The organism is Olivibacter domesticus (assembly GCF_900109575.1).
Taxonomy (GTDB): Bacteria; Bacteroidota; Bacteroidia; order Sphingobacteriales; family Sphingobacteriaceae; genus Olivibacter; species Olivibacter domesticus.
On sequence record NZ_FOAF01000001.1, the window covers coordinates 711617 to 731322 of the forward strand.

General features: G+C 39.9%; 26 protein-coding genes, 1 tRNA gene and 1 pseudogene. 3 read left to right on the forward strand and 25 right to left on the reverse strand.

The window, feature by feature from the left end:
• Positions 1-32: 32 nt before the first annotated feature.
• On the reverse strand, positions 33-989 hold the full coding sequence (locus BMY50_RS02925) for a formylglycine-generating enzyme family protein (RefSeq protein WP_093318118.1): 957 nt from the start codon (positions 987-989) through the stop codon (positions 33-35).
• A 197-nt stretch (positions 990-1186) separates the two neighbouring features.
• On the opposite strand from BMY50_RS02925, the gene BMY50_RS02930 reads away from it, so the two are divergent.
• Positions 1187-1543 carry a DUF488 domain-containing protein gene (locus BMY50_RS02930; protein WP_093318120.1) on the forward strand — a complete coding sequence of 119 codons (357 nt, stop codon included), beginning with the start codon at positions 1187-1189 and terminating at the stop codon, positions 1541-1543.
• Positions 1544-1612: 69 nt separating this feature from the next.
• Positions 1613-1686, forward strand: a tRNA-Arg gene (locus BMY50_RS02935).
• A gap of 731 nt (positions 1687-2417) precedes the next feature.
• Here BMY50_RS02935 and BMY50_RS28700 read toward each other — a convergent pair.
• From BMY50_RS28700 to BMY50_RS02950, 4 genes and pseudogenes are all read right to left on the reverse strand, one after another.
• Positions 2418-3206 (reverse strand): annotated as a pseudogene (locus tag BMY50_RS28700) (recombinase family protein); the annotation flags it as partial.
• A gap of 49 nt (positions 3207-3255) precedes the next feature.
• Positions 3256-3426, reverse strand: a complete 171-nt coding sequence (locus tag BMY50_RS28075; RefSeq protein WP_162276514.1) for a hypothetical protein — start codon at positions 3424-3426, stop codon at positions 3256-3258.
• 68 nt (positions 3427-3494) lie between these two features.
• Positions 3495-3737 (reverse strand): hypothetical protein, encoded by a 243-nt coding sequence (locus BMY50_RS28705; RefSeq protein WP_093318121.1) that lies wholly within the window; start codon positions 3735-3737, stop codon positions 3495-3497.
• A 202-nt stretch (positions 3738-3939) separates the two neighbouring features.
• Complete coding sequence (locus tag BMY50_RS02950) at positions 3940-4722, reverse strand: metallophosphoesterase (protein WP_093318122.1); 783 nt, start codon at positions 4720-4722, stop codon at positions 3940-3942.
• A gap of 96 nt (positions 4723-4818) precedes the next feature.
• Between BMY50_RS02950 and BMY50_RS02955 the strand changes: the two genes are divergently transcribed.
• Entirely contained in the window at positions 4819-5049 is a 231-nt protein-coding gene (locus BMY50_RS02955) for a helix-turn-helix domain-containing protein (protein WP_093318124.1), read from the forward strand.
• Between the two features lie 191 nt (positions 5050-5240).
• Here the strand turns inward: BMY50_RS02955 and BMY50_RS02960 are convergent, their stop codons facing one another.
• The 20 genes from BMY50_RS02960 to BMY50_RS03055 form a co-directional block, all read right to left on the reverse strand.
• A complete protein-coding gene (locus tag BMY50_RS02960) occupies positions 5241-5444 on the reverse strand; it encodes a hypothetical protein (RefSeq protein WP_139202174.1) in 204 nt (67 codons plus the stop codon).
• 150 nt (positions 5445-5594) lie between these two features.
• Positions 5595-6071, reverse strand: coding sequence for a hypothetical protein (locus BMY50_RS02965; protein ID WP_093318128.1), 477 nt, complete (start codon positions 6069-6071; stop codon positions 5595-5597).
• Between the two features lie 776 nt (positions 6072-6847).
• Complete coding sequence (locus BMY50_RS02970; protein WP_093318131.1) at positions 6848-7351, reverse strand: hypothetical protein; 504 nt, start codon at positions 7349-7351, stop codon at positions 6848-6850.
• A 149-nt stretch (positions 7352-7500) separates the two neighbouring features.
• A complete protein-coding gene (locus BMY50_RS02975) occupies positions 7501-7902 on the reverse strand; it encodes a recombinase family protein (protein WP_093318133.1) in 402 nt (133 codons plus the stop codon).
• 6 nt (positions 7903-7908) lie between these two features.
• Positions 7909-8145 carry a hypothetical protein gene (locus tag BMY50_RS02980; RefSeq protein ID WP_093318135.1) on the reverse strand — a complete coding sequence of 79 codons (237 nt, stop codon included), beginning with the start codon at positions 8143-8145 and terminating at the stop codon, positions 7909-7911.
• A 6-nt stretch (positions 8146-8151) separates the two neighbouring features.
• Entirely contained in the window at positions 8152-8952 is an 801-nt protein-coding gene (locus BMY50_RS02985) for a DNA-methyltransferase (RefSeq protein ID WP_093318142.1), read from the reverse strand.
• Positions 8953-9029: 77 nt separating this feature from the next.
• The gene (locus BMY50_RS02990) at positions 9030-9926 is read right to left on the reverse strand and encodes a zeta toxin family protein (RefSeq protein WP_093318143.1); all 897 of its coding nucleotides are present in this window, start codon (positions 9924-9926) and stop codon (positions 9030-9032) included.
• 26 nt (positions 9927-9952) lie between these two features.
• A complete protein-coding gene (locus BMY50_RS02995) occupies positions 9953-10228 on the reverse strand; it encodes a hypothetical protein (RefSeq protein ID WP_139202176.1) in 276 nt (91 codons plus the stop codon).
• A gap of 174 nt (positions 10229-10402) precedes the next feature.
• Positions 10403-10714 (reverse strand): hypothetical protein, encoded by a 312-nt coding sequence (locus BMY50_RS03000; protein ID WP_093323521.1) that lies wholly within the window; start codon positions 10712-10714, stop codon positions 10403-10405.
• Between the two features lie 22 nt (positions 10715-10736).
• A complete protein-coding gene (locus BMY50_RS03005) occupies positions 10737-11747 on the reverse strand; it encodes a hypothetical protein (RefSeq protein ID WP_093318145.1) in 1011 nt (336 codons plus the stop codon).
• Positions 11748-11859: 112 nt separating this feature from the next.
• Complete coding sequence (locus tag BMY50_RS03010; protein ID WP_093318146.1) at positions 11860-12630, reverse strand: hypothetical protein; 771 nt, start codon at positions 12628-12630, stop codon at positions 11860-11862.
• A 17-nt stretch (positions 12631-12647) separates the two neighbouring features.
• Positions 12648-12962, reverse strand: coding sequence for a hypothetical protein (locus BMY50_RS03015; protein WP_093318147.1), 315 nt, complete (start codon positions 12960-12962; stop codon positions 12648-12650).
• A gap of 8 nt (positions 12963-12970) precedes the next feature.
• Entirely contained in the window at positions 12971-13819 is an 849-nt protein-coding gene (traN, locus tag BMY50_RS03020; protein WP_139202178.1) for a conjugative transposon protein TraN, read from the reverse strand.
• A gap of 23 nt (positions 13820-13842) precedes the next feature.
• On the reverse strand, positions 13843-15105 hold the full coding sequence (traM, locus tag BMY50_RS03025; protein ID WP_093318150.1) for a conjugative transposon protein TraM: 1263 nt from the start codon (positions 15103-15105) through the stop codon (positions 13843-13845).
• 34 nt (positions 15106-15139) lie between these two features.
• A complete protein-coding gene (locus BMY50_RS03030) occupies positions 15140-15661 on the reverse strand; it encodes a hypothetical protein (RefSeq protein WP_139202179.1) in 522 nt (173 codons plus the stop codon).
• Between the two features lie 2 nt (positions 15662-15663).
• A complete protein-coding gene (gene traK / locus BMY50_RS03035; RefSeq protein WP_317040805.1) occupies positions 15664-16269 on the reverse strand; it encodes a conjugative transposon protein TraK in 606 nt (201 codons plus the stop codon).
• Between the two features lie 64 nt (positions 16270-16333).
• Positions 16334-17587: a conjugative transposon protein TraJ gene (gene traJ, locus BMY50_RS03040; protein WP_093318156.1), complete on the reverse strand. Its 1254-nt coding sequence runs from the start codon at positions 17585-17587 to the stop codon at positions 16334-16336.
• Between the two features lie 29 nt (positions 17588-17616).
• On the reverse strand, positions 17617-18246 hold the full coding sequence (locus BMY50_RS03045) for a hypothetical protein (protein WP_093318158.1): 630 nt from the start codon (positions 18244-18246) through the stop codon (positions 17617-17619).
• Positions 18247-18320: 74 nt separating this feature from the next.
• The gene (locus BMY50_RS03050; RefSeq protein WP_139202180.1) at positions 18321-19004 is read right to left on the reverse strand and encodes a hypothetical protein; all 684 of its coding nucleotides are present in this window, start codon (positions 19002-19004) and stop codon (positions 18321-18323) included.
• Complete coding sequence (locus tag BMY50_RS03055; protein WP_093318168.1) at positions 19004-19684, reverse strand: conjugal transfer protein TraI; 681 nt, start codon at positions 19682-19684, stop codon at positions 19004-19006. The genes BMY50_RS03050 and BMY50_RS03055 overlap by 1 nt, the downstream gene beginning before the upstream one ends.
• Positions 19685-19706 lie beyond the last annotated feature (22 nt).

Consider the following 19706-nt stretch of genomic DNA (forward strand, 5'->3'; position numbering starts at 1 on the left):
TTTTTTGGTTTATTGTTTGTTTTATATCTGATTTATTTGTCGGCAATTGGAGGCTGATCGTAATAGGCATCTATCTCTGCTTTTGACGGTGGCGTTAGGGGTCTTACAACGCGAAATCCTACAAAAGGAGCTTCGGGAAACCACCAATTGCTTTTTGGAATTTGCGGATCCAATTGTTTCCAAGTAGGATCTGATGCTAACCTTGATGCGGAACGGACAGCCATTGCTTCGTCATCATAGGCTCCCCCTCTAACACTATGTGGATATAATTTTGTTGGTTTATTGACAGGGTTTTCTTGAGGACTGGAAGCATAAAACTTTTCGTCATACTGATCATAAGTCCATTCGGAAACATTGCCATGCATATCAAATAAGCCCCATGCATTAGGTTTCTTCTCTCCTACTTTATGTGTTACACCATCACTATTTGCTACATACCAAGCGTAATCACCTAAATTCTTCTCATCGTCACCAAAAGTATATTTGCTTGTACTTCCTGCTCTGCATGCATATTCCCATTCTGCCTCTGTTGGTAAGCGATAAAAAACACCTGTTCGTTCGTATAACCATTTACAAAATTGGATAGCATTATAATGTGTCATAGCAATAGCAGGATGACCTTCTTTGCCCATACCAAAGGTCATATCAAGGTAGGGTTTTGTAGGCCTTGTTACTGCGTCGACATTCGGTGGAACTTTACCACCTGTACTTTGCGTGACCTCATAATCTTTATATAAAAACGGTTCAAACAGATCCCATGTAACTTCATAGGTTCCTATCCAAAAACCATCAAGTGTTATTTTATGAATAGGCTTTTCATCTGGATTACCCTGATCATCGCCCATATCAAATGTTCCCTTCGGAATGGCTTTCATCTCAAAGCTGAGTTTAGTACCGTCGATATTTTGAGTATAAGAAGAGTTGTTTTGAGCGTAAGAATATAAGTTGTACGTAGCTAGAAATAATAAAATGGCAAGTTTTCTTTTCATTTGTTGTTTAAATTGGCCTCTTTAAATAGATTGTTAATGATTAGCGCACTAAAATAAAGCATATTTGGTAAGATATACAAATGTATTTAAAATAATTGTGTAACAAAGACACCCACCAGCCAATGCAATCGATTGTTTAATAATGCACACAATAGCCAATCATAATTGTTATATTAGGCATCCTAAAGGTAAGAAATATGCCTATTTATAAAGTCAAACGAATTTATGATCCGATAGATAAGCACGATGGCTTTAGGATTTTAGTAGACCGCTTGTGGCCAAGAGGATTTAAAAAGGATGACACTCGGTTGGATTTTTGGTTTAAGGAGGTAGCTCCCTCTCCTACTCTGCGAAAATGGTTTGATCATGAAGATGAAAAATGGGAGGTTTTTAAGAAGCGATATTTGGAAGAGTTAAGAGAAAATAAAAAGAAAGTAGATGAATTTGTCGACTTACTGCGGTCGTATAAAATAGTAACGTTACTTTATGCCGCTCATAATAAAGAACATAACCATGTGGAGGTGCTTAAAATCTATTTGGAGACAGAAAATTGAAAAATATTTTTGATAAAAGTATGTTGAAATAAAAGAATTTGTTAGTTTTGCATCGCTTTTAGGAAGCAGGCCTCGGTAGCTCAGTTGGATAGAGCAACGGTTTTCTAAACCGTGGGTCAGGGGTTCGAATCCCTTCCGGGGTACAGCACGGGAGTTCCTCCCAAATTTTACTGGGTTGCTCGTAAATGAGCAACCCTTTTTCATTGATTTTCAGTGCGTTATCTTCAAACATCGGGACGATCACAGGTGTTCTAAATACCCCTTCACAATAGCTCAATTTTCCTTTGAACACCGCTCTAATAAGTTCATGTTGATCTTCCAGCCCAGCAATGTTGTACAATCCTCTTAAATTCTTTATCTCTGGTAGAAGAGCGTCTATTTTCGTTAAGGGGTTGTTGCGATTTATTTCCTCACCTCGGTCAATTTCATGCTGAAGTGCTGCTATCTGGCCTCTATATTTTTTTAGCCATTTGCGGTAGCTTTCATTATCGATATCCCCATCCAGGAACTTTTCTTCTAATAAATCAATTTTTTTATTCAGCTCTGAAAGAGATTTCTTCCTAGAAGTCAAAATCTCAGTATAATCCCCGACTTCTTTTTTTACCATTGCACGTGCTTGATCAACGATAATTTTCTGTTGATGATCAGATAAAGACAATTGCATCAATAGCTTTTGGAAATGTTCATGTACCTGATCTCCGGAATAGTTCTTGTTATTATGAACAATACACCTATAGTATAAATAATATTTACTTTTCCCTTTAGAGTAACCCGCTGTCATTGAGCGCCCGCAGGTACACCGTAATACTCCTCTCAGCGGAAAAAGGTGTTTAGGCTGTGTTTTTTCCACTCTTTTATTTCCAAGAGCCTCTTGAGCAGTCCAGAAATCAAACTCACTAACCAATGGTTGATGGATTCCCCGAACGTATTTATCGGGATTATATTTATCAGCCCTTATAAAAATCAATCCAGCGTACAAGCAATTTCCCAATATCCTAACAATTGCACTGTTTCCGCTATTTTTGAAGCCCAAGGATTTTAACCTTCTGTGGATCACGGCAACTGGATGCCCTGCTAAATACATCTTGAAAATCATCTGAACATGAGCGGCCTTTTCAGCGTCAACCTTCAACATTACCTTATCGCCAATTGATTTCTCAATTTCCTTTATATATCCATAAGGTGGGGTATTCACATACCTTCCCTTCAAATGCGCCTGCAGAGTTCCATCCATGGTACGCTTTCTAATCCGTAACAACTCTGTATTGGCAATTAAATAATCAAATGCCCTTTGTAGAAAAACATTAGGGTCATTCGTGTCTAAATCAATGGCCTCTTTACATGACAAAACTTTGAGATTATATTTGTTCTCTAACTCATCGATTTTATTCAGGGCTTCCACTAAACTTCTACTGAAGCGATCATGATCCATTACTATCAGATACCTGACTTCCCTTTTGTGTTTTTTTATAAAGCTTTCCAATGCCTTATAGTCAGGACGATCAAAGGTCATACTGCTATGTCCATTATCTGTATACATAGCTACCAAGTCAAGATGATATCTTTCACAATAAAAACGGATATTTCTCTCCTGGTTGGATAAAGACTCTTTTGATTGATCACGACCTGAAAGCCTTAAATATGCAATTGCCTTTATACTCATAAATTTATAATTTTAACATACAAGAAATCAATATAAAACTTATTATTACCTAATGCAGAAGTTCATCTTTATCCGCTGCTTTTCTATCTATATCTTTTAAAACGTATCGAGCTAGAATTTTAGATAATAACGTTAAAATTTTCTCTTCACTCTTACCTTCATTAATTTCCAATTCTTCCTCAGAAATTCCTTTATCAACAACCTCAGCCAAATTTTCCAACCCCAACCCTTTTAATCACAACAATAAATTTCTCTCACACTTAAAAATCCATAAAGGCTAAACCAAAATTAAACTGACCTGTTCTGAATCTCTAACTGTCTTTTCGCACATATGTTTTTTGCAAGATTCAGAGTTTCACGATTGTGTGTTTTTTCAACCTTCAATTTTGGACTCTGATAAATATACAATCTCAAATAGTGAAACCTTATAAACTTTTTCTTGTTCAGATTTGGGACTGGAGGATAAATATCTAAATACAAAGTCATCCTGCCCTTACTAATTGGTTTTTTTCTCAACTTCACTTTTCCCATCACACACAATTTTAATCGTTGACAATAAACAAAAATACAATGTACGTAATTGCGATGTTAATTGAAATCCTAAGCAATCTTTACATAGGAAATTCTGGGACTAGCAAAGAACATTTGAGGAACAAATGAGGAACAAATCACGAAGCTCACTTCATTAATTTTTCTGCCACAGCAGGCATTAGCACTCTATATCGAAAAGTAATCAGTCCCTATAATTTTCTGGGTATAATTCTCTTACTGGATCGGATTGCCAATATTTTTTGCTGTCGATATCCATAATAGTCAATCTCCCAGAATGGGCCGCGCCAGTATCGAGATTCATAATATTAAATACTGTTAATGGCTTATCCGAGTCCCAATGAGTTGTAGGTGAATGACCGATATAGATTTCTGCGAACTTTGTTGACATTTCAAATTCTTCGCTCGTCAGTCCAGAAAATTTATAGCTCATAGCATCCGTCCACAAATCTCTATTCCAATAATATTCTTTCTTCTCCTGTTCCAAAAACGGTATATTTCGTTTAAATCCAGCATGAACGAAGCAGCGGTTTTCGGAATCGATGTGATATAATTGTTGATTTTGAAAAAATTGTCTGTGTGACAAAGGAATATCTGAACCATTGAGGGAAGTTTTAAATCCACTTCGGGTTGGAAGGCATATCCCTTTCCCATCCATATGTCTGAGATAAGATAATATTGTACCTTGACCTCCATAATTCCAAAACATAGGATGGAAGTCTGTCCTTACAAATTCGTCAAACCATACATCATGATTGCCTGCTACAGAAATCAGATTTTTTATTTTTAACAGTTCCTCCAGACACTCGAAAACTTCATCATAACCATCTACAATATCTCCAAGGAGAATTAGAATATCATTATGGTAATCGAAATTAGACCTTTCCAAACACTGTTTTAAAGCTTTATACGCGCCATGAATATCAGTTATTACAAACTTCTTTTTTCTTTTTTTTCTGGTTATCATACTCTACATAATCTTATGCTAAGTTACAAAATAAATACCAGATTGATGTATGATCATACATCGTTTTTTTTAATAAATTATTAGAGATTGGCACAGATGGAAAGTAAAGAGGAAATCCTACAGAATTTTGGTAGAATATTGTTGGAAGCAATAGAAAGTAAGGGTATTAGTATTCGCAAGCTTGCCCTTGCGTCGGGTCTTGAATATACCCAGGTTCAAAGAATTACCAAAGGAAAAGTAAATCTCGAGCTTTCAACTGTCATCGCATTATGCAATGGTTTAGAAATAACTCCTGCGGAACTTTTTCGTCATTGGAATGACCATTAGAGTAGCGGCTTCGGAATTTGTACTATATCACAAACAACCCAAAGTCACAGAGTACTGTTAAGCGATACATATTTCATTAACGAATGGTAAATTTGTTCATAGGCGCGCTAATAGTAGATCAAAAAAACTAGCTTAGTATCGAAAAACCTACGTTTCTTGTTATTGGCTGGATACAGAGTGATCAGCAGCAATTACAATTTCTCACCAATCTGCAGCACTTCTTCTGCTTCCTTTTTTCTATTCTCGTCACGGGCTTTAGATATTCCTATCGCTATGCAAATAAGCCCCAAAACGAATGTTGACCAGGTTAGGAAGCCAGCTCCCATAAATACAATCTTGAAAGTTATTAGTATAACCAGAACTACTGGCAATACTACAGGATGGACGTTTTTCAAAATGAAGTTTTTAGTCAATATTACTCTCTTTTTTAAAATTTTCCCAAAAAAATAGGAATACCATTGGAGACGTTACGAACGTCTGAAGTTCTAATTTGTAATAGCCAATATCTGATCTGACTGGAGATGATCTTATACACTTATTAATTTTCAGTTTCGGGCAGCGTTATCTTCTTGAATTAAATTTTGAACGGTTTGAAGTTTCAGTTTTAGCATCTTGAGTGCAGCATCTCTGAATTTTTTTTCCGGTATCTCGTGAGGAATTAATGGGTCGGTGGCAACATCAGCAAGATATTCGACAAGCTGATCCGGCTCGGTTTCTTCAATCAATTTGATAAGGAAAATAATGGTTTGCAAAAGTATTATGGGAATTCCCACTTCAATAGCGTCGTGAAACATTAAGAATTCATAATATTTATTCCTATGTTCCATAATAACCGATAATCGACTGCCATGTTCAGGAGGTTCAGAATCGTCGTTAATCTCCTCAAATTCATCAATCGTAAAGTATTCTATAAATACATTATTGGCTAACATCTTGCTGGTGAATGCATACTTGCGCTCTACATGACTACTATCGACAAACCCAACCGTTTTTATATTATATAAGGTTAAGAGCTTTTCCAACTTAAAGAATTTAGAAGTAAATATAATTGAAAATTCCGGTTCTCGACGGTATTTCCATTTGCCGCCGAAAGGCTGGTATTAAATATTTTCGATATGATCTAAAAAATGTAGCATTACGAAAGGTTACAAGATCAATTACTTTCCTAGTTATTCTATCTGTAAAGGTAAATCCAGTCTTTTACAACTTAATGTGGTTTCCATGTTGCTAATTTGGTATGCTTTGCTATCTGATCAAAGTCTGCGTCCAAATGAACCAACGTGAGTTTAAACTCTATGGCATAATGAGCTATAAGACAGTCATTACTTTTGGTCTTGCTGGATCAAAAGCACTTTATCCAATTCACTACTATCCATCATCCTAAACCCACTGGTACTGTCTACAACCTTATAACGAAAGCCCTCTTTTTCTCTCTACTTTTTCATTCGCAAGCCTGTCTGAAAACACCTTCATAAATTCAGTGGGACTTGTCCCTTCCGTTGAATATAAATTCACTTGTCCTTTGCAATAAGTTTCCATTGCGCATCAGTTCACTAAACTTCAGGAAATTTCTGGGATTCCCGTTTTGAGTTAACCCTTTGACGATCATAATCAATATCAAGGAGCAAACCTCCTTTGGTAATTATCTGCGACACATTAACTCCATTTCCAACTCTTTAACAAAATAAGCCCTACACTTAAAATCTACTCCACTTTCATGACATTGAATAATAATCCAATTATCAGCTCTGTATAACTTTCTTCAGGGAAAGCACAAACAGAAAAACTACTTCACCAGCTACTTATCTGAGAAAACTACCTTAAAAGCTTTTTCAATATCTTTTACCATTTTCACCTTTTCGTCAATTGATATATCAACATCTTCCAATAATTTACCTATTGCTCGTAAACTAGTACTTACATGCAAAATCGATTGTTCCTTATCTATCCTGTAAAGTGCACCTCCAATTTTCTCCTTTGCTATATCTAATTCGGTGAGCATTAAAAAAAAGATCTCAAAGGCTGAATTACCTTCAAACTCTTCCCTGCTGAGAAAAAGGAGTAGTGCTGGAAAATCGTTATATAGGTTAGCATAAAATTCCCTTATCTCCGGAATTTCATATACAGCTCTGATATCATTATCATAACCACCAAACCCAATCATAATCGATCCTACATATTCTTCAGGTTGAGATCCAATAAAGGTAAAATATTTAAGCAATGGCTCTGTGTCCAGCATTTTAACGCTCGTTTTATCTATAGCCACTATAATTTTTTCACCAGCAAAGTAAATGTTATACATAAATAAGAATGATGGGATGTAGGCTATTGAATTTTATAATTGTCTGATAAAAAACAAGTTAAATAAACATGGAAAGCACCGAAAATACCAAATTTGGCCTAAATCGTTGGACAAAATTTTCAAATTTGAGTTTAGAGAACGTTTTGCGTTCAGGCCTTCAATCTTTTTTGCTTTTTGTCAGGCAGCAATTCCGAGTTAATAACGTTCGCTTTCTCCCCTTGTCCATCTACCGAAAGCACTCTAATGCTCTTTAACCGTAATTGCTCAACTTTATGATTAAACTCATAGAAGTCCCTGGATATCCTGCATAAATCACACACAACTAAAAATTTTGCCTTGTTGCTTTCATTCGATAAATATTCCATCATAGCATCCCAGCCCCAGCGGTTAGTACGATTACCTGGAACGCCATTATCAACGAATAGTTTTACTAAATCCAGGTTGTATCGTTCAGCATAATGCCTGATTTTTTCCTCCTGCCCGCGAATCACTTCTCCATTGCCATCAAATACAGCTGAGCGTATATATCCAACAACCCCACACTTCTCCATAAATCTTCAATGCAAATTAGGTCCCCTTCTACGAGTTCTCCTATTCTTAACAGAACCGTCCTCCCTATTTAATATCTTTCTAATTTCCTTTTGTAACAACGGATCTTCTAGGTCAATCAGCGCAATTTTAGGTTTTGGAACAGATTCATTCTGGAGCAGTGCAGTAAGACCTCGATGTGTAAACATCGATCCGTTTATTATTTTCAACTGCTCGGAAGATATTACCCATATCGTTTTGCTCATTATTTTTTATATGTGCTGCTGAGCTGCTTCCTCAATTCGTTGTCGACAAATGGCTACATAATCAACCTTTTTACCAAAATGATAAGATTGATCATTGAGCTCAATACCTATAAAATTCCTGCCCTCCAGAACAGCGGCAACAAGAAAACTACCCCCTCCACAAGCATTGTCCAACAGCAGATACCCCGGATGAGTGTAGGTACGGATTAGCCATCTTGCAAGGTCGACAGGCTTCTGCGTGGGATGAAAATTTCCTTCGCGTTCGGCGGTAACAAAATATAACCAATCAATTGGATGTTCTACTTCAACGAGCACATCACATGGAAATCTCATCCCTGAAAGATTAATACTCCGAGAAGTCCCGAAATCATTATAGGTTCCTGTCTTTTGATCGCGTCTCACGCCTTTATCATAAGGAGCCCCGGCGATTTTCTGCGGATTATAAACGGGCTGGTTTTTATAAAAAACACAGATATCTTCATGTCTTCGCAGGAGCTGCCTATTGGCGTTTAGAAAATTGGTCGCTTTCGACTTCAACCAAACTATCTTGTATTTAAACCATTGGGGGTTGCTTTCAATGAGTTGCCCGGTAAACCTTCCTGCGCTTGTTAAAATGATTACCCCATTCGGCTTAATTATCCTTTTGTACTCTTTCCATAACTTCACCAAATCGATTATTTGGTCCCAGGGGTTGTTCGTAATACCATATGGAAGATCACACAGCACCATATCAATACTTTGATCAGCCAAACGCTTCATCACCCTTAAACAATCACCCTCTATCACGCTGTTTACATAATCTTCCATTGCCTCTCCTCTCGTTCACCCCTATCATCTTATACACTTAGCGCCTCCTGCACCACTGATTTCAACTGTGTTTGCAATTATATATGGAAACTTTTTCTTTTACTCTTAATCCCGGATAATTCTGAAATACCCAAAGAATTTTTAACCACTTCCTTTTCCTCCTCTGGAGCGTTTCTTTTATCCATTAGGGATAAAACCTTTCTGCAGGTAGCTGCAAAATGCCTTTCTAATTTTGGGGGCCAACATCTATCGATTTCAGCTTGATAAGCGGCGCGTGGATTATGGGGATTGTGTGCAACAAGCGTTACGCCGTTTTTCAGATGTGTACCTTCCAATACCACTGAGCGGGCATAAATACTAAAGTTATTATAAAGTTCTGCTTCCTTGACTTTTTGAATTGAATGGGGTATGGCCTGAAACATCGTGTCGTGGACATCTATCGGAACAGTTCTGCCCCTTCCATAGAGTTCCATCATGCTCTCAAAACGCAGGTAAATTCCCAATTTGCTTAATTTTGGGTTAACAGCCAGCAATTTGATATCCACCTGGAATCCTGCATCTTTTGTGGCCTGGATGGTATCATTTAGGCCCTGCCCCCCTTTGAAAGTGGTTTCGATAATATAATTGAGATTTTCCCGTCTGCAATATTTACACAATTCCTTATTCCAATGGTGGGCTATATCATTCGTGATAGCACCATATTCCTGCGGATGGTATTGCTGAATCTCTGCGGCCAGGGGGTGGAAATCTCGCATGTGATCTACATTGCAGATGACGGCGTTATTCAATAACTCTATTTTGGCGAGCTTTTCAAGTTCTGTTTTTCCAGATCCCGGCTGACCTCCGATCATAATAGCCTTCGGTGAAGCGGCGGCAGATTTTTTATAGGTAAACTTGCGCAATATCTGCTCAAGAATAGCATTTGATCTTGCTTCTGATATAGCATATACATTTTTCAACCCCTCCAAATCCATCACCACAAAATGTCTTATATCCTTACTCAGTGTTTCAATAGTCCGCCATATCTGGCAATAATCTCTTTCATCCGATCTTGGCTCTGGAAGTTTTCAGGATCGTCATTTACTGCATGCACCTCTACAAAAAGTGCCTGTAATCCTTTAACGCGCTCCGTATCTGGGCATTCCTTTTCCAGCTCCTTGATCTCTTCGTGACAGGTGTAAGCAATTAATCCATTCAAAATACTATTAGCGGTCTCTGTTAGGCTATACCATTCCAATGGATTTTCATCTTCCTCATTTTTAATAATTGTATCCATGATCTTTAATTTTAATAGCGTCTCATACATCGCCTGCAAAAACGAGGTAAGGCCACAAAAGAGACGCATCTGTTTAGGGGAAATGTTACCTTAAAGATACTAATTTTCGCGCTAAAAATCCAATTTACCTCCCAACACGGCCATCACATGAACGATGAGTAGCCTATCCGCCATTCACTCCACTACCGCATGTTCCTTATCTGGACACACAAAAAATATCATACTTCCTTGGTTCCTTTTAAAAGACGGCTCATACCGTAAGTAACCATATGCACTTAAATCACGTATACATTTATGATACGTATTCGTTGACGATATTTTTGCATGGTTCATGATCTCATAGCTGAAGGCCTGTACACTTCCATCACTTCCCCGTATTTGTCCGAAATGAACCAAAGCAGCAAATATGCCAATATGGGTACTGCTAATCCGTCTATCTTCCGCAATGGCATCAAAAAATGCCGTTAACACTAAACTTACATTCATATCATCCTCCCGTTTAACCATGTTATACCGTAAGTTTTCTGACGTTTTTATGTTCCAATACCTTTTCAACGGCTGCAGACAATTTAGCATCATCGATGGTCTTATCTTTCGTTAGGGTTGACATAGGTGTTTTTTTGCCTGTATAGTCCATAAGCTGCAAGCCCTTATCCGCATCTACAGAGAGTGAATAATTTTTCACTACTCCTTCCTCAATTTTAAAAAATGGATAATTTATACCTTGCCTCAAAAACTTACTCGCTTTTTCTACATCAATTTTTACTGGAAATTTCTCTAAAGCATCCTTCAGACTAAACCCTTGTTCCAGGGGTACTACCTTTAATTTACAGTTGCCATCTGCATCTTTATCATTTAGATCAAGCTTCATCCATGAGCCACCGTAACGTTCGATAGATTTACCGGCCATAATAGTCTGAATCTCCATAGTATTTAAAGCCGCTTCAGGACCAAAGAAAGCCCTTACAGGCAATTCGTCCCGATCCTTCCTAAAGTACTCAGCTCTAACCCCGGACTTCACATATTTTTCCTGCTCATCCTTTTCATAAACAGTATATAAGTTAATCGTTTCCTGATCCAGGGTATGATAGGTATCACTCACCTCTATTTTTCTGGGCGTTTCCTTCGCTGTTTCCTTTTGGGCCCGCCTTGGCATCCGCTTTACAGGACTACTTATATCCATCTTACTTTGAATCTCTTGTTGATGTTCAGCCAAAAGCTCTTTTCTGATTTCTTTTCTTTGATCCTCACGGCGCATCAATCCTTCTAATCCCTTTGAAAGCCACCCCCATACCGTGCTAGGATATATCAGTTTTTTAAGTTCGTCAATCTTGTCGCTTACCATATTCAAGGTCATGATCTCCGCCAGATTTTCCGTTCTTGAATACTTCTGTTTAACCTTTTCTAAATAGTATAATTTCTGATAGTAAAAGTTCGGTCCCTTCTTAAAAAGCGATTCTCTCTCTTTTTCACTCGTCTCCCAACGAAGCACATCCTTATACACCCTGTCCTTTTCCATATCCTTAAAATATCATGGCAGGAATTTGTCACAGAAGCACTGTGCAGGCAAATTCCTGCCATTTCTTCCTCCAGAGAATGTAATTGCTATCTACACCATCCCTTGTCCATTTTCAGGACACGTGCATACCTCTTTTCTGTTTATTTTCTTTTGACGTATCACCATTCAAATCTTCGCCCTGTTTATTCTCAGGCTTCACTTTCATAAGGTCTTCCTTCTCTGCTTTTTTTAGTTTTACCATATTGCTAAAAAAAATATCTACATCATTATAACGTACCTGCGGTCCAACGTAATAGAGATTTCCATCCTCTCCGGTCATTGGAGCAAATCCACCCTTTTTGACAATATTTACGGCATCGATCATTGCCGCCTGGTTTTCATTTTCTTTGAATAGATAGTTATTTACTGCCTTTTCGAAAGAATAACCGTAGGTGAAAAACCTGATTCTTGGCATACCAAATTTATCCTCTTCCTTCGGATCAATTTGCGCCCATCCCATCTTAGCATTTTTATCCTTGTCGAGCATTTCCCTTTCAACAGCACCACCACGCAGCATTGATTTTACCTCATCAAGGGTATAGTTATACAACGAAGGATTGACATATACATTCGTCTGTTTGATCCGTTGTTTGGCATTATCGTCAACCAGCGTTGCACGCCAAAATTTGAAATAATACCTATCAAGTTTCTCTTCGTAAGCATAACGGGAATCCGTTAGCATCACCCCTTTCTCATCCCTTTTTTCAGAATCAACATCAAATTTAAGCAGTTTGCCTTCTTCTATGAACTTTTTCACCTTATTTAGCACAGAAGCTGAAAAGCCGATGCCCTCTCCTTGTTTCATTGAGAAATCAATGTTGTCTACTTTCATATCCTTTTCCATTTTATTACATTTATCACTTAAATCGTTGTAATATTTTCAATACTTCCTGCCAGGTCTATAATCTCTCCAGACCTTATCAGGATCGATGCATCTTCCTTTGCATGCGATAGGACCGTGCAGGCATTTCTTAAATAAATCAGACTATATGCTACATCCTGATTATTTTGGCAAAACTGTTCGGCCTGGTCTATATCGCTAAAAAAGGTAAATGCCCATTTATCCCCTTTCCATAAATAATCCTTTTCTATAACAAGAGCCTCAGCGCCCTGCTGCCACCTTTCTTTTCTTAGCAGCATAAGTAGCCGCTCCGTATAGGATGCACGAAAATTCATCGACTGCCCTATTTAACTTCCAGCACTTTTTCCAACGTATTGTATTTGGCCTGGAATTCCAGATTCCTACCCCCATTCTTTTCAAGGAGCTGCACCACCAGCACTTTTTTGTCCGGTATGGTGAATTTTGGAAAGGCCGCCACGATGTTCTGCTTGGAGTAGGCTCTGATAACCTGATCATTCCCATGAACATACAGCGGGTTCAATTCCGTTTCCTGAAAAGCGGTTCTCTTTGACTGCTTCTTATCCCTGATAAATAGACGTAGCTGATCGACATCGTAATTCAGCTGGGAGTTATTCGATAAAAAGAATTGAAAATATAAAAGATCATTATCAACAAAAATCCCTATTAACTTGATCTCCATATCAAAGCGTCCTTTCCCCTTACCCTTAATACTGGCCTTACGGGTGGAAACCCATTCAGCAATCCCGTTAATGCGCCGCTCATTGTCCGAATAATCGGAAAACTTCACCATGGGAAGCAGGGCATCATCTTTGCCCAGCTTAAGATTTAAAACTGGGGGATTCTCGGCATAAACCAGTAAAAAAGAATAAAGTGTACCGTCTGCCGTTATGACTGTTAGGTTGCTTTCCTTGAAAGCTCTATCTATTGCTTTAACCTGCAATACATTTTCTACGTTCTTGGCTTTCTGAACCAACACACTTTTACTGCCGCGATCTACACTCTTTATCGCGTAGGGGAATATTAAATTAGTGGTTTTATCATTTGCAATACTCAAACTGAGCGCGGGTAATGTACCACTGCCACTCCCCCCGCCCTGAGCGAAAACATCCACCCCTGCTACAAACATGATCACCATACTGATCCACAATCTCTTCATTCTACACATGTCCATTCTCTTCAATGTTACTAAATCATTCAATCTTCCTTCCGGTTCTCATCCTTCAGCAAAATTTTATAACCTGCCTTGACGGTAACCTTAATTAGCTTTACTTTTTTTGTCAAAAGATTTTTTGTTGCCTCTATGCCTGCTGTCATTGCTTGAGCCCCTACACTTGGATCAAGGGAGGCCATCCCCAAACTTTGCAAAGACCGATCGGCGGTTTCCTTGGAAACATCCCTGGAAATAGAGCCGGGGATGTAAATACCCCCAACCCCATCCATATCATATACAGCCAGATTCACCGCATACAGCGACTGTTTGTATAAAACACTTTCTATACTGATTTCTAATCGCTCGCCACTTACTTTGGCCGTACCAAAGACAAAGTGATCCTTCGGTATCAGTTGCCCATTGATAAAAATATCATCCGTCAGGCGCAATTTGACTGTAGCACCATCTACCACGGTCTGCGTTTCATGCACTACTGCTGCAATGGCATTCTGCTCATCAGATGCTCCAACTCCCTGATCAATGGTGAAGAATCCCTCCCCAATATCACCTGAACTGCCTTTACCATTGCTATCTAAAGTAGATACCACACTTTCCGGTGAAATGCCCGTAACCGCAAAGACCTGCCCCTTATTGGTAGTAGATGTTTTACGCAGACTTTCTTTCACCCGCTCGGGATGTTGTATATCTAAAATGCGGTCTAACATCCCACTCAATTGCCTTAATTCAGGGTCTTCTGCATTACCTTCATCCATACCACTCATCAACTTCTCCAAGCGTTCTACCTCCTTTCCACTGACCGAAGCAGGTGTGGATTCCTTCACGACATGCTTCGCCTCTGAAGTTTCCCCGGTGCCAGTATTGGCATTTAAAGATTTATCCAGCGCACTTAGCCGCTCCAGCACCTTTGCCTCACTGGCATCTACCCCACCAGCCCCATTACTGCCTTGAATATGATCCTGCAGTGAACCCGGTACCCTGCCAGTATCTGTGGGCTCCCCTCCCACATAATAAGGATCATTTTCCTTCATCCTCAACTGTTCAATGGAATCCCGTTCGGCCTGCCAATAAAAGGCCATCTTATTTAAAGCGGAATCACTTGGATTTACCGCAGTCGGCAATTGAACATTTAAAGCATTATCCGTCTGCGCTTCCTCTACCTGCTCTCCCCCTTGCCCACCTCCCAGGGCCCAAAAAAATAATGTTAGAAATGGTAACACCAATATTGGAATCACCGTATAAAACTTTCTGTCCTTCAAAAACTTCTCTGAATAATTACCACTTTCCATCGCCCACGCTTTTCATTTTCCAAACTATTCTTCCCTATTTTGTCCGCTCCTTGATCTTCAACTGTTCTCTGAGCGCCTTTTCAGCCATATTGATACTGTCGATCATGCCCGGTCTCCGCAGACTGATTTCCCGTAGCTGCTCCCTACCTGCAGGGGTCAGCTTTAAGCTATCCAGAAATTTCTGTGAAGCTAGTAGATGCCGGTAGATCCCTTTAAGCACCAGCTCCCTTTCATCCTGTCGGGCGATAATGATGCCTGTATGTCGATCACCAAAAGCAACTGAATATACCTGCCCCGAGCCTAACACCCCTAATTGGATGCGTTTTCCCAATACCATACATAGGCAAAAGGATAGCCCCACGAATAAAAAGGCAACTAATAAAGCAATCCTGCCTTCTTTGCTTATTTTCTGTGTCCACCGCTGCATCCAATTAGCCCACCCCTGTTGAATCCAAAGAACCCGTGATCCGATAGAACGCGCCATCACCTCCTGGCGCGATAGTTCGCTCGTCGGCCTGCGCTCAGGCAGTAGCCTGCCAAAAATATTTCTCCTCATCTTCATCGATTTTCAACACTTATATCCTTGTTCTCTAAAATTTTCCATCGCTCAATCAAAAAACCATGGGGATTGTTATCACTTCTTGACACCTCACGTAAATAACCCTCCGTTACCAAACTCCGATGGACAATGGTCGATGACCTGGTGATCACCTGGGTAGCTTTACACAGGAAATAAATAGGATAATGATCGATATCAAGGCTAATGCTATCAATAGTAATTTCTTGCCGGATATTGCCACTGATGATATTGCTGTAATAATTTCCCTCCTTCAGATTATCATATTGTCTTTTAGCTGATTCATCTGCCAGATAAAGTGCCTTGGTAATGTTTTCATTGATTACCTTTTCATCCGGGGAAAGATTAAAGAAAAAACCATGAAACGTCTTTATATGATCCCTGACCTCAACGGGAACGTTATCTTTTCGTTCTGATGCATAAGCCTCTAGCGCTTTCCCGTTGGCCAGCACAAATACTTTATCCTGCGCCGTCATAGCTACGGAGAAACATTTGTATATTACATAGCAGCATAGCACGACAGAGCCGACAACTACAACCAGGGAGACCATACGCATCTGCTTAAATGCCGTATCTATATTTTTCATCTTTCTAAACATCACATCCTCCTTTTCCTTCTATCACTTGTGTTTGCTGACTACTATTATAGATCTAGCTGGTCCCGCCCTGATTGCCCGATGGGGAATCACTCAGCTTACCAGCCATCGCATTTACCCCTTGACCACCAGCTGCATTGTTTTTAGCTTCTCCCGCCATTTTAAATGCCGCTGCATCACCACCGCCACCACCAGTATAATTATCGAGATTCGCCACTGCACCAGCGCCCTTAGCCACTAATGAAGCCCCACCCGAAGCCAATCCACCAGCCATACTGCCCATCGTCATGACCGTACTGGTAACCTTCTGCATCATGCCTCCCCCCATCGTGCTCACCACAAAGCTGGCAACGGTTGGAACGGTAAAATATCCTACGATACCAATGATCATGAAAACCAGATACCCTGTATCCAGGGCACTGAAGAATGTGTCTCCGGTGTTATCGATCTGATCCAGGTCCAGCGCAAGCATTTTTACCTGAATTTTACCGATGATCGCCCCAAAGATGTTGCACACCGGCAGCCACAGGTAGATATTTATATACTTGGAAAGCCAGGTAGACAAAGTTTGCTGCAACCCATCAAATATGGCCAGAGCGAAAACAATAGGCCCAAGGATTGCCAGTACCACTAATTGAAATATCCGTATCGTGTTGATCGTGAGGGAAGCCGCTTGAAACAGGATCTGCAGAATTTCACTGAGCCACTCTTTGACAGTATTACGAAAATTATAGGAAGCCTTGGCGAAAGAGAACTTCACATCGTTCTTAAAAACATCAAAAATATTTTCCTTGGGCAACGGATCAGTATTCTTAATACCTTTTGTATAGCGCAACCACCGATCCCGATCACCCAAATCATTTTCACCCACATACATCAACCAGGCATCCGATTTCAGGATGGCCTCTTCCTTTTCCTTCAATAACATTTTAATAGCTTGGTTTGAGTTATCCACCATTGCTGCCGTCCCCGTTACCGTAGGCTTTAAAATTGCGTCAATCGTCCCAATGACGAGTGGAAAAAAAGCAATACAAAATCCCAAACAGAACGGACGGAATAAAGGGTAGAAATCTACGGGTTCTGCGTTCGCTATATGTTTCCACACCCGCGCACCGATATAAAATAACGCACCCAAACCACCGATTGCCCGCCCAATATCAGTAAGCTCAGCACACATGGGAACCATTTCATCCTTTAGGGTGTCCAGTACCCCATGCAAACTGTGAATCTTATCGGCCACATCGGCCAAAACAATCATTGGCAGCAATATTCCACTGATTCCCACTATCAACACTTTCCATTTACACATTACCAATCTCTTTTTATGCCAACATTTGCTTACTCCACAACATCATGCATCTGTTGCATAACATCTATACCAACCCGTTCCTTCTGCCGCTGCATTGCAAGCAACGCGGTACTGCTATTAAAATCCCAAAGGAAGTGGAGCTTATCCTGCATATCGAGGTAGATCCTATCTATCGCCTTCAGGCGTTCATCGTCACTCATGCGCAACTTACCGGCAGTGGTAACAAGAATCAGCTCATCCAGGTTGCCTAACGAAAGCTTTAACAGGTTTTCATATACCCCTGATACGTAGCCTAATTCCTCGGCGTTGAAGTTCCCATTTGCCCTGAAAACCTTATTTGCCTTTTTATACTCCTGCACCATCCGCAACTGGTCCTCCACAATCCATCCGATTTTCCGATACTTCTTTACCGTAGGACTGACGGCCATCAATCCATCCAGAAATTGCTTATGTAGCGTAAAATTCCCTTCACTGATATCTTTAATAGCCGTATACCCCGTGCTCAGTATCTTATAACTTGTCTTCAGGTCCTTAAGAATCTGATTAAACTGCGATAATTTCTCTACGTTTAGCAACAGCTGCGCTATTTCATTCGCCTGCCCATAGCTATATAAATTCAGGCTCAGCACCATCACCACAACCAACACTCCCTTTTTCATCTCCACATTATTTATTCCCAACAACCACCCTCATTCTTTAACCCGACATTCATCATTTGGGATACTCCCATACCTTAAGGATCGATTCCCTGCCATGTCCCCAAGAATCTCACATCATCCCTTTCCTTCGTCCTGTGCATTGCCAATATCAACGCTTCCTTCCCGAATTCATGCGCAAAAGTATACTGCCCCATTGCCTCCTCATATAATTGATCAATTCGACTGATCCGTTCATCATCATTCAGTTCAAAATGCCCTGCCGTTGTTAATTCCGTCAGCTCATCAATCAATGCAGAACAGTCCATCATTAACTTATCATAGGCACCGTCAACAAAAGACAATTCCTCACTATCCAGCATACCACTGCTTTGCAGGTCCCGCATATTTCTGTTGTGCACATCGATGATCCTTACCTGCAACAAAATAATTTCCCCTATTTTTGGATAACTCTTGATAGCCGGGTTGATTTTTTTCAGGGAAGTAAAAAATAGCTCATGTAGCCCCCACTCACCACCATTAAATTTCCGGATGGCTGTAAGGCCTGTTTGTGCGATATCCCAACCATCCCGTAAATATCGTTTGTAGACTTCCAGGGCTGCAATCTGCTGTGCCAGATACTTCTTTTGAGTTTTCTTCTGCTTAAACCACTCCGAAAAGGTTTGTGCCTGTAACGTTTGTCCACCTAGCGCGCCTAATAAAAAAAACATCAATACCACCACTTTCATCACCCACCTCCTGCAAATTTTTTCCAATCCCATTATTCAATTCCATACAATGCTTTCATCAGGCTGATATCTCCCTGAGACCTGGCACGTTGAATAGAAAGCATCGCATTCTCTCTATTAAAAATTCTGATGTCCCGCAGATTCTCCTCTACACGGTCTCCAACTGCATTGATCATTTCCAACCGTTTAGCGTCACTCATCTGTGTCTGGAAAGAATTAACAACTAAACTTAACTCATCAATATGCTGGATGGTCTCATTTAAAATGCCACTGTATACCGTCCCCATATATTCAATTTCAGACCGATTAAAATGACGGTCACCTTGAAGCACCTTCCAGGTATTCTGAAATTCAAGTACAATCTGGGCCTGATTACTGGTTATGTCTTTAATTCTGGAATAAAAAGTGATCATCAACTTTACCTTTTGCAACTCTTCAAAGTATTTGGCATACTGCTCCCGCTGCCTTTCTGACCACTTTGAAATTTCCTCCAGCTTCAGTTTAGCCATGGCATTTTCGAGCGCCTTTTCCGCATTCTGCAACCAGATAATCTTATTCTGCTGGCGCTGAATTGCTAAATCCACTGCCTTGATCACTTTTACAACCGCTGCCTTAATGATTTCCAATATCGGAAAGGCGCTAACCTCCTGGGATGGCAACAACAGGAAACTGCACATCATAACTACTACCACTTTCCGCACCCAACACTTCATAATCACCCCCTTTAAATTCCGA